10 protein-coding genes are annotated in these 13,439 nt (G+C 60.8%); 7 read left to right on the top strand and 3 right to left on the bottom strand.

The annotated features are described in order from the left end of the window. The first annotated feature begins 185 nt into the window (after positions 1 to 185). Positions 186 to 1,328, top strand: a complete 1,143-nt coding sequence (gene pdxB / locus HU767_RS00825; protein ID WP_186728211.1) for a 4-phosphoerythronate dehydrogenase PdxB — start codon at positions 186 to 188, stop codon at positions 1,326 to 1,328. Between the two features lie 221 nt (positions 1,329 to 1,549). On the opposite strand, the gene HU767_RS00830 is transcribed toward pdxB, so the two are convergent. Next, positions 1,550 to 1,729: a PA1571 family protein gene (locus HU767_RS00830; protein ID WP_186705236.1), complete on the bottom strand. Its 180-nt coding sequence runs from the start codon at positions 1,727 to 1,729 to the stop codon at positions 1,550 to 1,552. Between the two features lie 257 nt (positions 1,730 to 1,986). On the opposite strand from HU767_RS00830, the gene HU767_RS00835 reads away from it, so the two are divergent. Next, positions 1,987 to 3,753 (top strand): ABC transporter transmembrane domain-containing protein, encoded by a 1,767-nt coding sequence (locus HU767_RS00835; RefSeq protein WP_186728212.1) that lies wholly within the window; start codon positions 1,987 to 1,989, stop codon positions 3,751 to 3,753. Positions 3,754 to 3,958: 205 nt separating this feature from the next. Here the strand turns inward: HU767_RS00835 and HU767_RS00840 are convergent, their stop codons facing one another. After that, a complete protein-coding gene (locus HU767_RS00840) occupies positions 3,959 to 5,887 on the bottom strand; it encodes a transglycosylase SLT domain-containing protein (RefSeq protein WP_186728214.1) in 1,929 nt (642 codons plus the stop codon). A gap of 213 nt (positions 5,888 to 6,100) precedes the next feature. On the opposite strand from HU767_RS00840, the gene HU767_RS00845 reads away from it, so the two are divergent. Further along, the gene (locus tag HU767_RS00845; RefSeq protein WP_186705233.1) at positions 6,101 to 8,017 is read left to right on the top strand and encodes an ATP-binding cassette domain-containing protein; all 1,917 of its coding nucleotides are present in this window, start codon (positions 6,101 to 6,103) and stop codon (positions 8,015 to 8,017) included. 126 nt (positions 8,018 to 8,143) lie between these two features. Here HU767_RS00845 and HU767_RS00850 read toward each other — a convergent pair whose 3' ends face one another. Continuing rightward, the gene (locus HU767_RS00850; RefSeq protein WP_060738415.1) at positions 8,144 to 8,584 is read right to left on the bottom strand and encodes a universal stress protein; all 441 of its coding nucleotides are present in this window, start codon (positions 8,582 to 8,584) and stop codon (positions 8,144 to 8,146) included. 101 nt (positions 8,585 to 8,685) lie between these two features. On the opposite strand from HU767_RS00850, the gene HU767_RS00855 reads away from it, so the two are divergent. The 4 genes from HU767_RS00855 (at position 8,686) to HU767_RS00870 (ending at position 13,429) form a co-directional block, all read left to right on the top strand. After that, positions 8,686 to 9,123, top strand: coding sequence for a hypothetical protein (locus tag HU767_RS00855; RefSeq protein ID WP_186705232.1), 438 nt, complete (start codon positions 8,686 to 8,688; stop codon positions 9,121 to 9,123). Between the two features lie 606 nt (positions 9,124 to 9,729). Continuing rightward, a complete protein-coding gene (fadB, locus tag HU767_RS00860; RefSeq protein ID WP_186705231.1) occupies positions 9,730 to 11,877 on the top strand; it encodes a fatty acid oxidation complex subunit alpha FadB in 2,148 nt (715 codons plus the stop codon). 30 nt (positions 11,878 to 11,907) lie between these two features. Further along, on the top strand, positions 11,908 to 13,083 hold the full coding sequence (fadA, locus tag HU767_RS00865) for an acetyl-CoA C-acyltransferase FadA (RefSeq protein WP_053120718.1): 1,176 nt from the start codon (positions 11,908 to 11,910) through the stop codon (positions 13,081 to 13,083). A gap of 109 nt (positions 13,084 to 13,192) precedes the next feature. Continuing rightward, positions 13,193 to 13,429: a DUF1653 domain-containing protein gene (locus HU767_RS00870; RefSeq protein ID WP_003199644.1), complete on the top strand. Its 237-nt coding sequence runs from the start codon at positions 13,193 to 13,195 to the stop codon at positions 13,427 to 13,429. Positions 13,430 to 13,439 lie beyond the last annotated feature (10 nt).

A 13,439-nucleotide genomic window follows, 5' to 3' on the forward strand; every position in this document is an offset into this window, starting at 1 on the left:
CGGGTAGTTTCTGTGGCGAGGGAGCTTGCTCCCGCTGGACTGCGAAGCAGGCCAAAAAGCGGGCGGCTGCTTCGCACCCGAGCGGGAGCAAGCTCCCTCGCCACAAACGCGTTCACTGAGGCAATGGACTGGCCCATCGAGGCGAGGAACGCCTACACTGCCCCTCCCGCCAAAGGAGCTCTGCCATGCTGATCGTCGCCGACGAAAACATCCCCCTGCTTGATGCGTTTTTCCAAGGGTTCGGCGAAATCCGCCGGGTACCGGGCCGGGGAATCGACCGGACGATGGTCGAGCAAGCCGATGTGCTGCTGGTGCGTTCGGTCAGCCAGGTCAATCGGGCGCTGCTGGAGGGTAGCAAGGTACGCTTCGTCGGCACATGCACCATCGGCACCGATCACCTGGACCTGGATTATCTGGCCGAGGCCGGTATTCACTGGGCCAGCGCACCCGGTTGCAACGCCCGTGGCGTGGTGGACTACGTGTTGGGCAGCCTGATGACCCTGGCGGAAATCGAAGGCGTGGCGCTCGCGCAGCGGACCTTCGGCGTGGTCGGCGCAGGGCAGGTGGGCGGGCGGTTGATCGAACTGCTCAAGGGCCTGGGCTGGACCGTCAAGGTCTGCGATCCGCCGCGTCAGGCCGCCGAGGGCGGTGACTATGTGAGCCTGGAACAGATCATCGAGCAATGCGATGTGATCAGCCTGCACACCCCGTTGACCCGCGACGGCGAGCAACCGACCTGGCACCTGTTCGACGAAGCGCGCCTGAACCAGCTCAAGCCCGGCACCTGGCTGATCAATGCGGCCCGTGGCCCGGTGATCGACAATGCCGCGCTGCGCGAGGTGTTGCTGGAGCGCGAAGACCTGCAAGCGGTGCTGGATGTCTGGGAGCAGGAGCCCACCGTGGACGTGGACCTGGCAGACTTATGCGTGATCGCCACCCCCCACATTGCCGGTTACAGCCTCGATGGTCGTCAGCGCGGCACCGCCCAGATCTACCAGGCCTTGTGCGCTTTCCTGGAACAGCCGGTTGAAGTCCGCCTCAGCGACCTGTTGCCTCGGCCTTGGCTCGGTGGCATCACCCTGGATGCCGCAACGGACCCGGCCTGGGCCTTGGCGGCGCTGTGCCGGAGCGTGTACGACCCCCGTGGCGACGACGCAAACTTTCGCCGCAGCCTGGTGGGCACGGCCAGCGAGCAACGCAGCGCGTTCGACGCCTTGCGCAAGCATTATCCGCCACGGCGGGAAATCGACAGCTTGAAGGTTCGTATCGAAGGGCAGTCGGCGACCTTGCAACAGATCGTGACGGCGCTGGGTGCCACTGCCATATAGCGTGGAGCGCTGTTGTGGCGAGGGAGCTTGCTCCCGCTCGGCTGCGAAGCAGTCGTCGCTTTTGGGAACCCCAACAAGGCATTGGGGTTGCTTCGCAACCCAGCGGGAGCAAGCTCCCTCGCCACAAGAGCCTGATCACAGAGCCTGGCCACAGAAGCCTGCAAAATCAACCGGCATAAAAAACCCGACATCAAGGTCGGGTTCAATCGAGACGGGCTGTATCACTTTTGTTCGGCAGGCTTGACCAGTCGTTTTTCCAACTCGCCGCAGGCTTTGCGAATCATGTCTTCGGTGATCGGTACTTCGCGCCCTTGTTCATCGATGAACGAGCAGCCCAGAGATTGGTCCGGTTGCGTGCGGATTACTTGAATCTTGTCGTCGCTGCTGTGTTGCAAGGACATGGCCTGTCTCCTCATCAGGTTGTGTGCCTACTTTAATGTCGCCAGGTGACCGAGCCATGACACTCCTTGCAGGTTCATGGCGACACCTCCACTCAATCAGAAACACAGTCGCGTTTCCAGCCAGACTTTAGACCGATAACATCTAGCGCCTAGTCGTCGTGGTCATATTTAACCTGACTCATTCTGATTCAACCTGGTTCCGTTGCGTTTCGACCGCGCGGGCCGGCCTTTTCCTGCTGAATTATCGGACGCCTTTGATGCTTTCTTCTCGACATCGCCGTGCCATACGCCTGGCCACCGGCTTCATCGCCCCTTATCGCAAACAAGTCGCCGGCGCGTTGCTGGCCTTGATTGTCACTGCCGGCATTACCTTGTCGATGGGCCAGGGCATCCGCTTGTTGGTGGACCAGGGCTTCATGACCCGTTCGCCACACTTGCTCAATCAATCCATCGGCCTGTTCATGGTGTTGGTGGTGGGGCTGGCGATCGGTACGTTTGCACGTTTTTACCTGGTGTCCTGGATCGGCGAGCGGGTAGTGGCCGATATCCGGCGGCAGGTCTTCAACCATCTGGTGTACTTGCACCCAGGCTTCTACGAAAACAACCGCAGTTCGGAAATCCAGTCGCGGCTGACCACTGACACGACCTTGCTGCAATCGGTGATCGGTTCGTCGCTGTCGTTGTTTTTGCGCAATGTCTTGATGGTGGTGGGGGGCATCGTGCTGCTGTTCGTCACCAATCCCAAGTTGACCAGCATCGTGGTGATTGCCCTGCCGCTGGTATTGGCGCCGATCCTGATCTTTGGGCGGCGAGTGCGCAGCTTGTCGCGTGAGAGCCAGGACCGTGTTGCCGACGTCGGCAGCTACGTCTCCGAAACTCTCGGCCAGATCAAGACCGTGCAGGCCTACAACCATCAGGTCCAGGACGAACAGCGTTTTTCCGTGACAGTGGAGCAGGCCTTCCACACCGCTCGCAGGCGCATCGCCCAGCGGGCCTGGCTGATCACCCTGGTGATCGTGCTGGTGCTGGGGGCGGTGGGGGTAATGCTCTGGGTCGGCGGTATGGATGTGATCGCCGGGCGGATTTCCGGCGGCGAGCTGGCGGCGTTCGTGTTCTACAGCCTGATCGTCGGCAGCGCCTTCGGGACCCTGAGCGAAGTGATCGGCGAGCTGCAGCGGGCGGCCGGTGCGGCAGAGCGCATTGCCGAGCTGCTGCGTTCGGAGAACATCATCCAGCCGCCGGCCTCAGGACTCGTGACCTTGCCGGTGCGGGTCCGCGGCGATTTACGTCTTGAAGGCGTGCGTTTTTCCTATCCGTCCCGGCCGGACAGTTACGCGGTCGACGGTCTCGACCTGAGCGTCAAGGCCGGCGAGACCCTGGCCCTCGTCGGGCCTTCCGGTGCGGGCAAGTCGACGGTCTACGACTTGCTGTTGCGTTTCTATGATCCGGTGCAAGGGCAGATCCTGATCGACGACGTGCCGTTGACCCAGCTCGATCCGTTGGACCTGCGCCGGCACTTCGCCCTGGTCTCACAAAACCCGGCGCTGTTTTTCGGCACGGTCGAAGAAAACATTCGTTACGGCAATCCGCAGGCGACGCCCGAACAGGTGCGCGAGGCCGCGCAGATCGCCCATGCCCATGACTTCATCGAAAAAATGCCCGACGGCTACCAGACTCACCTGGGCGACGGCGGCCTGGGCTTGTCCGGCGGCCAGCGCCAACGCCTGGCCATCGCCCGAGCCTTGTTGGTGGATGCGCCGATCCTGCTGCTGGACGAAGCCACCAGTGCCCTCGATGCGCAAAGCGAACACCTGATCCAGCAAGCCTTGCCTAGCCTGATGAAAAACCGCACCACCCTGGTCATTGCCCATCGCCTGGCCACGGTGAAAAACGCCGACCGGATCGCGGTGATGGACCAGGGCAAGGTGGTTGCCGTGGGCACTCACCAGGAGCTGGTAGCCAGCAATGCGCTGTATGCGCGGTTGGCGGCGTTGCAGTTCAATCAGCACGGCGAGGATGTTTAGTGAGTTTGATGTGTTGAGATCAATGTGGGAGCGAGCCTGCTCGCGATAGCGGCTGATCAGCAACAAAGATGCTGACTGTCACACCGCTATCGCGAGCAGGCTCGCTCCCACAAGGTCCAGCAATCGACCCAGTCACCGAGCAAAAAAATGCCCGCTTCCTTCGAGGCGGGCATTTTTTCTTCTCAGTAACAGCCTGCGCTAATACTCACTGATCATCGAAATACCGCTCATGCCAGTCCACCAGCGGTTGCGGCGAGTTGAGCTTCTGGCCGTAGATCACCGAATATGACAACACGTTCTGCACGTATTGGCGGGTCTCGTCGAATGGAATACTTTCGACCCAGACGTCGAAGCTCAAGTGATCGGCACCGCGCAACCATTGGCGCACGCGACCGGGGCCGGCATTGTAGGCCGCCGAGGCGAGGACGCGGTTGCCGTTGAACTGGCTGTGAACCTGGCTCAGGTAGGCCGCGCCCAACTGGATGTTCTTGTCCGGGTTCAACACTTGCTGAGGCGAAGCCAGGGGAATGCTGAACTTGCGCGCGGTTTCCTTGGCGGTGCCAGGCATCAGTTGCATCAGGCCGGCGGCGCCGACGCTGGAGCGGGCGTCGTCCATGAAGGCACTTTCCTGGCGAGTGATTGCGAAGACCCAGCTCGAATGCAGGCCACGCACCTTGGCTTCACGTACCAGGGTGTCGCGGTGGGCCATCGGGAAACGGATGTCCAGGTCGTCCCAGTACTTGGCCTGGCTGATGGTACGAATGGCCGGGAAATACCATTTCAGGTCATAGGCCAGTTTCGCCTGGGCGACCATTTCGTCCCGGTTGAAATGCCGGCTGACGTGATACCACTCGCGGCGTCCGTCCACGATGTCCCCACGGGCATGAAACTCCAGTGCACGACGCACGCCCGGTGTGTTGCGCACCTTATTGACCAGCGCCTGGCTCATCACCAGTGGCTTGTTGACGAGGGAATACGGCGACTGGGAGCGGTCGGCGGCCAGGAAGCCATAAAAGTCCCGCTCACGGGCCAGGTGCTTGTAGAGCGCCAGGGCCTCGGGGTTTTGCGGCTGCGCCAGCTCCAGCGTGCGGGCTTGCCAGTAGCGCCAGCGGTTGGTGCTCGCCAGCGACTCGGGCAGGCGGCGGGTCAGTTGGTAGGCATCGTCCCAGCGGGCCAGGCGCAGCAGCAGGCGCAGGCGCCACTCCGAAACGGTGTCGTCGCGCAGTTCCGGGTCGTATTTGGTCATCACTTCCAAGGCGCGGCTGTCGAAGCGCTTGGCCAGGGTCAGGCCGATTTCCCGGGCAATCGCGACTTTTTCATCCCGGGAAAAATGCATGGTGCTGGCGTAGCCATCCAGCAGCGCCATGGCTTTTTCCGGATCCTGGCGGGCCAGGCGACGCAGGCCGAGGCTGACGATATCGGACATCGGTTCATCGGCCGGGCTGAAGCGCGAGGGCTGGTTGAGCAACTCAGGCTTTTGCGCCACGTCCACCAGCAACTTGCCACGGGGGGCGAGGGTGGTCAGGCCGCTGACCAGGCTGTTGGCCAGCGGATAATTGCGCGCCTGGGCGGCCAGCTTGGTGCGCTCCCAGCGTTTCTGCTCGGTCAACTGGCCCTGGGATGCCCATAGGCCGAACAACGCATCGCAGGCCTGGGGCTGTGACTTGCCGGTGAGCCAGAGCTTTTCGGCATTGGCATAGCCTTCGGCCTTAAGGCCATGGCTGAGCTGGTACTGAGCGTTGAGGCAGTCCAATTCGGTGAAGTTGAGCTTGGGGTCGTAATACTTGACGAAGGTCGCCCAATCGCCGCGCTCGGCCAGCCAGCGCAACCAACGCAGTTTCATCCAGTTGGCCTGGGGCAGGTCACCGTGCTCGGCGAGGAATTTTTCGATTTCGGCGTTGCTGGCGCTCTTGAGGCGCGCGGTCAGTTCATCGTAGGCCAGGTAGGGCTCCAACGGGTAATCGCGCAAGGCCTGGCTGTAGCGAAAGTAAGGGCCGGAATCACCCTTGGCCAAGGCCCGCTTGGCCTCGTTGTAATACTGGCGCTGAGTGGAAATATCCACCGCCTGAGCGGATTGAACGGCAGTGGCACATACAAAAAGACACGATAAAACACTGAAAAGGCGACTGCGCATGAGACGTCCGGGCAGAAAAAACATGACAAGCCCAAGGGTTAACCCAGGGTGACTGTCTGTAGCTTAGCCTTTTGCCAGCAGCCGGCGAAAGCTTTGCAGGGCTGTCGGTGCAAGTTCGCAACATTTGTCGTGCAGAGTGCTTCAGTGGCGAAATTGGCGGACCCTTGAGGCCTCATCTCAGGTAGAATGCGCGCCCGGTTTTTGGAGAAGCTCATGACCCTGCTCAAATTCAGCGATGTGTCCCTTGCTTTCGGCGCTATGCCGTTGTTGGACAAGGTGTCCTGGCAGATCGCCCGTGGTGAGCGGGTGTGCATCATCGGCCGCAACGGCACTGGCAAGTCCAGCATGATGAAGCTGGTCAAGGGCGATCAAAAGCCCGATGACGGCTCGGTCTGGCGCGCGCCAGGCCTGAAAATCGGCGAATTGCCCCAGGAACTGCCGGTGGCCGACGAGCGGACCGTATTCGACGTGGTCGCCGAAGGCCTGGACGGGGTCGGCGCGCTGTTGGCCGAGTATCACCACCTGAGCCAGAACATCGTCACCGATGCCGACCTGGACAAGTTGATGCACGTGCAGCACGACCTTGAAGCCCGAGATGGCTGGCGTCTGCAGCAACTGGTCGACAGCACCCTGAGCCGCCTGCAATTGCCGGCCGACAAGACCCTCGCCGAGTTGTCCGGCGGCTGGCGTCGTCGCGTTCTGCTGGCCCAGGCCCTCGTGTCCGAGCCGGACCTGCTGCTGCTCGACGAACCGACCAACCACCTGGACATCGGCGCCATCGCCTGGCTTGAAGAAGCCTTGAAGGACTTCCAGGGGGCGGTGCTGTTCATCACCCACGACCGTTCCTTCCTGCAGAACCTGGCGACGCGCATCCTTGAACTGGACCGTGGCGGCCTGATCGATTGGAACGGCGACTACGCCAGCTTCCTGGTGCACAAGGAAGCGGCGCTGGCGGCGGAAGAAACCGCTAACGCGTTGTTCGATAAGAAACTGGCCCAGGAAGAAGTCTGGATTCGCCAGGGCATCAAGGCGCGTCGCACCCGCAACGAAGGCCGTGTGCGGGCCCTCAAGGCCTTGCGCGTTGAGCGCAGTGAACGCCGTGAACGTACCGGCAAGGCCAATATCCAGTTGGATACTGCCGACAAGTCCGGCAAGCAGGTGATGGTCCTTGAGAACGTGAGTTTCGCGCACCCGGGCGGCCCGTTCCTGATCAAGGACTTCTCCATGGTCCTGCAGCGTGGCGATCGCATCGGCTTGCTAGGGGCCAACGGCACCGGCAAGACGACTTTGCTCAAACTGATGCTTGGCGGTCTGGTGCCGACCAATGGCAAGGTGGAGGAGGGTACGAAGATCGACGTTGCCTACTTCGACCAGTTGCGCCATCAGTTGGACCTGGAAAAGACCGTGATCGACAACGTGGCCGAAGGCCGCGATTTCATCGACATCGATGGCCAGAGCCGTCACGTGTTGAGCTACCTCGGCGATTTCCTGTTCAGTCCACAGCGTGCCCGTACGCCGGTCAAGGCGCTGTCGGGCGGTGAGCGCGCCCGTCTGTTGCTGGCCAAGCTGTTCAGCAAGCCAGCGAACCTGCTGGTGCTCGACGAACCGACCAACGACCTGGACGTGGAAACCCTGGAGTTGCTGGAAGAAGTGCTGTTGACCTTCAACGGCACGGTGCTGATGGTCAGTCACGACCGGGCATTCCTCGACAACGTGGTCACCAGCACCCTGGTGTTCGAAGGCGAAGGCCTGGTGCGTGAATACGTCGGTGGTTATCAGGACTGGCTGCGCCAGGGCGGCTCGCCGCGTCTGCTTGGGGTCACCGAGAGCAAGTCCGGCAAGGCCGACCTGAATTCGGCGGTGGTCAAGGCCGAGCCCGCGCCGGTTGCCGCCGCAGCTCCGGCCCCGGCGAAGAAAAAGCTCAGCTACAAACTGCAGCGCGAGCTGGAGGCTCTGCCGGGCGATATCGATGCGAAGGAGCAGCAGATCGCCGCGGTGGAAGCCGAAATGGCCGACGCCGGGTTCTATCAGCGGCCTGCTGCCGAAACCGCCAAGGTTATCGCGCAGTTGGAACAACTGCAGGCCGAGCTGGATGCATTGGTCGAGCGCTGGGCCGAGCTGGACGCTTGATCCATTGAGATAAGAAACCAATCCCTGTGGGAGCGAGCCTGCTCGCGATAGCGGTCGATCAGCGCCATTGGTGTTGGCTGACACACCGCTTTCGCGAGCAGGCTGGCTCCCACAGGGGTATATGGCTCAGGTGCGCTTGACCAGGTGCACTGCCAGCACATCGCAGGGCGCGCCATGCAGCACATCGTTGGCAGTCGAGCCCAGCAGCAGCGCCAGGCCATGGCGGCCATGGCTGCCGACGACAATCAGGTCGCAACCCTGTTCCTTGGCCAGGTGATGGATCTCCTGGCGTGGCTGGCCGTAGGTCAAGTGGCTGAACTCCTTCTTCAGGGCCGGGTATTTCACGATCAGTCGGTCAAGGCGTTCCTTGGCCTGGTCGAATTGCTGCTGCTGCAACTGGGAAAGGTCCATCGGCACGTCGCCGCCGAAGGCCATGGCCATTGGTTCGACGATATGCACCAGCGACAGCTGGGTGTCTCGGCCTTCGCAAAGGGCGAGGGCGCGCTTGACGACCGGATCGCATTCTTCAGTGAGGTCAACGGCGACCAGAACGTGGTTGTAGTACATGGAAGGCACTCCAGAGAATTGCGATACGGTAAGTATGGCTGGTTTCAAGCGCATTGACGGCGACCTGGGTCAATGGCTCATCAGAATCGGGGAGTACGAATATGACGGTCTGGATAGTGCTGTCAATCCTGTTGGTGGTGTTAAGTCCATTGGCATGGTTGCGTCCGTCCCGTGTACAGAACGGTCGCATGGCCCTGCGCATGGAAGCGCGACGCCTGGGCCTGGCCATGCAACTGGCGCCACAGGAGTGGCCGCACTGGCTCGGCCAGCAGCCGCCAAACCCCTGTGCCCAGTACTATCGGCCTCGGCGAGGCAACCAGCCGGCCTGTTGGAGCTATTGGCAAACGGCACCGGGCGTCTGGGCCAATCAGTGGCGGGAAGTCTGCCAGGATGAGTCCTTGCTCAATCATTTCGAAAAATTGCCGGCCAACGTCTACAAAGTCGAAGCCGATCGGCAAATGATTGCGGTGTACTGGGGCGAAAAAGGCGAAGCCAGTGTCTTGCAAGACATTGCCAGCACGCTCAAGGCGCTGGCCTGAGCGACTTTGGCTGCGTAGGAGCTGTCGAGCGAAGCGAGGCTGCGATCTTTGCCCAGGCCATTGAGTCTCAAGTGAAAGATCAAAAGATCAAAAGATCGCAGCCTTCGGCAGCTCCTACGGGCATAAAAAAGCCCGACAGTCTCATCGGGCGGTTGGCCAGGCAGGCCGGTAATCCTTCTCGTGTCAGGGCGTGCGTTCGCAGCGCCCTTCGTTCCTGAAATTTCAATCGCATTCCCGACAGCGTAGTCGGCTGGACCCGATATGTCTGGAATTAGGGCGATTTTTCTAATGATTGATCCTATGAATAGCTGCACATGCGGCGCCGTGTTGCGGATCCGTACGGTACGGAAATGACCGTAAAGTCGCGTTCTCGCCCGTGTTTAGGGCGATTGACAATTGTCGGAAATTCCGTGAAGGTGACGTACCCAAATCAAACGGGCGTATGAATTGAGCGTTTGTATTTTCGGAACGCTCCTACAGACCCCGACTATCGCGTTGACGGGTGTGCCTGGCGGATTGGCGTAGCATCGACGGTAACGTCAGTGTCGAACCAGTGGCCAGCGTCCAACGTGTACTGTTCAGCTTCCATATCGTGGAGATCAGTTGATGATTTACGAAGGTAAAGCCATCACGGTTAAGGCTCTTGAAAGTGGCATCGTCGAACTGAAATTCGACCTCAAGGGTGAGTCCGTCAACAAGTTCAACCGTCTAACCCTGAATGAATTGCGTCAGGCCGTAGACACTATCAAGGCAGATGCTTCGATCAAGGGTGTGATCGTCAGCAGCGGCAAGGACGTGTTCATCGTCGGTGCCGACATCACCGAATTCGTCGACAACTTCAAGCTGCCCGATGCCGAACTGATCGCTGGCAACCTCGAAGCCAACCGTATTTTCAGCGACTTCGAAGACCTCAACGTACCGACCGTCGTGGCCATCAACGGCATCGCCCTGGGTGGCGGCCTGGAGATGTGCCTGGCGGCGGATTACCGCGTCATGGCCACCACGGCCAAGATCGGCCTGCCGGAAGTCAAGCTGGGCATCTACCCGGGCTTCGGCGGTACCGTGCGCCTGCCGCGCCTGATCGGTGCCGACAATGCCATCGAGTGGATTGCCGCCGGCAAGGAAAACCGTGCCGAAGACGCACTGAAAGTCGGCGCCGTGGATGCGGTGGTCGAACCTGGCAAGCTCCAGGAAGCGGCCCTTGAAACCATCAAGCGCGCCATCAGCGGCGAGTTCGACTACAAGGCCAAGCGCCAGCCGAAGCTGGAAAAGCTCAAGCTCAACGCCATCGAACAAATGATGGCCTTCGAAACCGCGAAGGGTTTCGTGGCCGGACAAGCTGGCCCGAACTACCCGGCGCCGGTCGAAGCGATCAAGACTATCCAGAAAGCCGCAAGCTTTGGTCGCGACAAGGCCTTGGAAGTCGAGGCCGCCGGCTTCGTCAAGCTGGCCAAGACCTCGGCTGCGCAAAGCCTGATCGGCCTGTTTCTCAACGATCAGGAACTGAAGAAAAAGGCCAAGGCCTACGACGAAATCGCCCGTGACGTGAAGCAGGCCGCCGTGCTCGGCGCCGGCATCATGGGCGGCGGCATCGCCTACCAGTCGGCGTCCAAGGGCACGCCGATCCTGATGAAGGACATCAATGAACACGGGATCGAGCAGGGCCTGGCCGAAGCCGCCAAGCTGCTGGTCGGTCGCGTCGACAAGGGGCGCATGACCGCCGCGAAGATGGCCGAAGTGCTCAACGGCATTCGTCCGACGCTGTCCTATGGCGATTTCGGCCATGTCGACCTGGTGGTCGAAGCGGTTGTCGAGAACCCGAAGGTCAAGCAAGCGGTACTGGCTGAAGTCGAAGACAAGGTCAAGGAGGACACCATCCTCGCCTCGAACACCTCGACCATCTCCATCTCGCTGCTGGCCAAGGCCCTCAAGCGTCCGGAGAACTTCGTCGGCATGCACTTCTTCAACCCGGTGCACATGATGCCGCTGGTGGAAGTGATCCGTGGCGAGAAGTCCAGTGAGCTGGCTGTTGCCACCACCGTGGCCTACGCCAAGAAAATGGGCAAGAACCCGATCGTCGTCAACGATTGCCCGGGTTTCCTGGTCAACCGCGTGCTGTTCCCATACTTCGGCGGTTTCGCCAAGCTGGTCAGCGCCGGTGTGGACTTCGTGCGCATCGACAAGATCATGGAAAAATTCGGCTGGCCGATGGGCCCGGCGTACCTGATGGACGTGGTCGGCATCGACACCGGCCACCATGGTCGCGACGTCATGGCTGAAGGCTTCCCGGACCGCATGAAAGACGACCGTCGTTCGGCTGTCGACGTGCTCTACGAAGCCAAGCGCCTGGGCCAGAAGAATGGCAAGGGCTTCTACGCCTACGAGACCGACAAGCGCGGCAAGCAGAAGAAAGTCGCCGATGCGTCGGTGCTGGAAGTGCTCAAGCCGATCGTCTACGAGCAGCGCGACGTCACCGACGAGGACATCATCAACTGGATGATGATCCCGCTGTGCCTCGAAACCGTGCGTTGCCTGGAAGACGGCATTGTCGAAACCGCCGCCGAAGCCGACATGGGTCTGGTCTACGGTATCGGTTTCCCTCCATTCCGTGGCGGTGCGCTGCGTTACATCGATTCGATCGGTGTGGCCGAGTTCGTTGCCCTGGCTGACCAGTACGCTGATCTGGGCGCGCTGTATCACCCGACCGCGAAGCTGCGTGAAATGGCCAAGAACGGCCAACGCTTCTTCGGTTAAGCGCCCAACGACTAGAGCGAGAGAACATTTATGAGCTTGAATCCTAGAGACGTCGTGATCGTCGACTTCGGTCGTACGCCGATGGGCCGCTCCAAGGGCGGCATGCACCGCAACACCCGCGCCGAAGACATGTCGGCGCACCTGATCAGCAAGCTGCTGGAGCGCAACGTCAAGGTCGACCCCAACGAAGTCGAAGACGTGATCTGGGGCTGTGTGAACCAGACCCTGGAGCAGGGCTGGAACATCGCCCGCATGGCCTCGCTGATGACCCAGATTCCTCACACCGCGGCCGGCCAGACCGTCAGCCGCCTGTGCGGTTCGTCCATGAGCGCGCTGCACACCGCCGCCCAGGCGATCATGACCGGCAACGGTGACGTATTCGTCGTCGGTGGTGTCGAGCACATGGGCCACGTGAGCATGATGCACGGCGTCGATCCGAACCCGCACATGTCGCTGTACGCGGCCAAGGCCTCGGGCATGATGGGTCTGACCGCGGAAATGCTGGGCAAGATGCACGGCATCAGCCGCGAACAGCAGGACGCCTTTGGCGTGCGTTCCCACCAGCTCGCCCACAAGGCGACCGTGGAAGGCAAGTTCAAGGACGAGATCATCCCGATGCAGGGCTATGACGAGAATGGCTTCCTGAAGCTGTTCGACTACGACGAAACCATTCGTCCGGAAACCACCCTGGAAAGCCTGGCGGCCCTGAAGCCGGCCTTCAATCCGAAGGGTGGCACCGTGACAGCTGGTACTTCATCGCAGATCACCGACGGTGCCTCGTGCATGATCGTGATGTCGGCCCAGCGTGCCCAGGACCTGGGTATCCAGCCGATGGCAGTGATTCGTTCGATGGCCGTGGCGGGTGTGGACCCGGCGATCATGGGCTATGGTCCAGTACCGGCCACGCAGAAAGCCTTGAAGCGTGCAGGCCTGAGTATCGCCGATATCGACTTCTTCGAGCTCAACGAAGCTTTCGCCGCACAGGCCCTGCCGGTGCTGAAAGATTTGAAAGTGCTCGACAAGATGAACGAGAAGGTTAACCTGCACGGCGGTGCGATCGCCCTGGGTCATCCGTTCGGTTGCTCCGGTGCGCGTATCTCCGGCACGCTGCTCAACGTCATGAAGCAGAATGGCGGCACCTTCGGTGTCTCGACCATGTGCATTGGCCTCGGCCAAGGCATCGCCACTGTCTTCGAACGCGTCTAAGCGTTGCGTCGATGGAAGCCGGGGCCAAGTGCCCCGGTTTTTGTTTTTTCGGGGTTAGTACAAAAAGATTTGTTTTTTATTTTGAAAAGATTTGAGTGAGGGCCAAAGCATGCCGATACAACCTGGGCTCTACCAGCATTACAAAGGTCCGCAGTACCGCGTATTCAGCATCGCGCGGCATTCCGAGACCGAGGAGGAAGTGGTCTTCTATCAAGCCCTGTATGGCGATTACGGCTTTTGGGTGCGCCCCTTGAGCATGTTCGAGGAGTCCGTCGAGGTTGACGGCGAACAGGTGCCACGCTTTGCTTTGGTGCAGGCCGAGGAGAGCATTTTTTCCAAGCCTTGAGGCCGGCATG

Source organism: Pseudomonas sp. SWRI179 (assembly GCF_014268705.1).
In the GTDB taxonomy this organism is placed as follows: domain Bacteria; phylum Pseudomonadota; class Gammaproteobacteria; order Pseudomonadales; family Pseudomonadaceae; genus Aquipseudomonas; species Aquipseudomonas zanjanensis.

Excerpts from the sequence above, each read along its gene's own strand:
- HU767_RS00850 (WP_060738415.1), bottom strand. The coding sequence starts at position 8,584 with ATGTACTACAACCACGTTCTGGTCGCCGTTGACCTCACTGAAGAATGC.
- HU767_RS00830 (WP_186705236.1), bottom strand. The coding sequence starts at position 1,729 with ATGTCCTTGCAACACAGCAGCGACGACAAGATTCAAGTAATCCGCACG.
- fadB (WP_186705231.1), top strand. The coding sequence starts at position 9,730 with ATGATTTACGAAGGTAAAGCCATCACGGTTAAGGCTCTTGAAAGTGGC.
- fadA (WP_053120718.1), top strand. The coding sequence starts at position 11,908 with ATGAGCTTGAATCCTAGAGACGTCGTGATCGTCGACTTCGGTCGTACG.
- HU767_RS00845 (WP_186705233.1), top strand. The coding sequence starts at position 6,101 with ATGACCCTGCTCAAATTCAGCGATGTGTCCCTTGCTTTCGGCGCTATG.
- HU767_RS00855 (WP_186705232.1), top strand. The coding sequence starts at position 8,686 with ATGACGGTCTGGATAGTGCTGTCAATCCTGTTGGTGGTGTTAAGTCCA.
- HU767_RS00840 (WP_186728214.1), bottom strand. The coding sequence starts at position 5,887 with ATGCGCAGTCGCCTTTTCAGTGTTTTATCGTGTCTTTTTGTATGTGCC.
- pdxB (WP_186728211.1), top strand. The coding sequence starts at position 186 with ATGCTGATCGTCGCCGACGAAAACATCCCCCTGCTTGATGCGTTTTTC.
- HU767_RS00870 (WP_003199644.1), top strand. The coding sequence starts at position 13,193 with ATGCCGATACAACCTGGGCTCTACCAGCATTACAAAGGTCCGCAGTAC.
- HU767_RS00835 (WP_186728212.1), top strand. The coding sequence starts at position 1,987 with ATGCTTTCTTCTCGACATCGCCGTGCCATACGCCTGGCCACCGGCTTC.